The following is an 839-nucleotide window of genomic DNA, read 5'->3' on the forward strand; positions in this document are numbered from 1 at the left end:
AGCACCGCGCCCGCGTTGGCGGCGGCAAAGTCGCGCGCATGGTCGTAGGCCAGCAGGGCGGCGGGCAGAACCACCCGGCCCCCGCGGGCCACGGTGGCGTGCGCCAGTTCGAACTTGGCCCGCACCACGGTGGCCAGATCCTTGAAGCGTTCGTAGTGCGCCGGGCCCACGTTGGTGATGATGGCGAAATCGGGCGGGGCCAGCCTGCACAGCCGTTCGATGGAGCCGATGCCGTAGGCGCCCATTTCCGCGATGAAGAAGCGGTGCGCGTCGGTCAGCCGTTCCCGGATGATCCGCGAGATGCCCATGGGCGTGTTGATGCTGCCCGGCGTCATCAGCGTGGGGTGGTAGCAGCCCAGCACGTGGGCCAGGATGTGCTTCACGCTGGTCTTGCCGTACGAGCCGGTGACCGCGATGACCGTGGGCGCAAGGCGCAACAGCTTTTGATGGGCCTCGTTCCAGAAGCCCTGCTGGATGCGCGCCTCCACCGGGGCCAGCGATGCGTTGGCCGCCACCAGCGCCAGCGGCAGCGCCTGCACCCCGAGCATCCAGAACGGCAGCAGCGCAGCGGGGGTTGCGGGGCACAGGGCCAGCGCCACGGCGTACACCGCCGTCAGCCCCAGCGTCACCGACAGGATGCGCTTGACCCGCGCGGTGAGCACCAGTTTCTTCTTGGCGGCCTTCAGGGGGTTGTCTTCCACGGCGGCCACGGCCAGCAGCACCAGGCCCGCCGCCCATTTGGCGTACGGTGCGGCCTCCGGCGCGGCCAGCGCCGCGCCCCAGCAGGCCAGCAGGGGCAGGGTGGCGCGCTTGTCGAAGGCGCGGGCGGCGGCCATCCA

Annotated in this window: 1 protein-coding gene; it reads right to left on the reverse strand. The window is 70.9% G+C overall.

Annotated features, from left to right (window positions below; genetic code table 11):
• Positions 1–839: Mur ligase family protein (locus tag FVW27_RS17595; protein WP_243838551.1), on the reverse strand; the 839-nt coding region annotated here is incomplete at both ends.

The sequence above is a fragment of the Nitratidesulfovibrio liaohensis genome (genome assembly GCF_011682075.1).
Classification (GTDB): domain Bacteria; phylum Desulfobacterota; class Desulfovibrionia; order Desulfovibrionales; family Desulfovibrionaceae; genus Cupidesulfovibrio; species Cupidesulfovibrio liaohensis.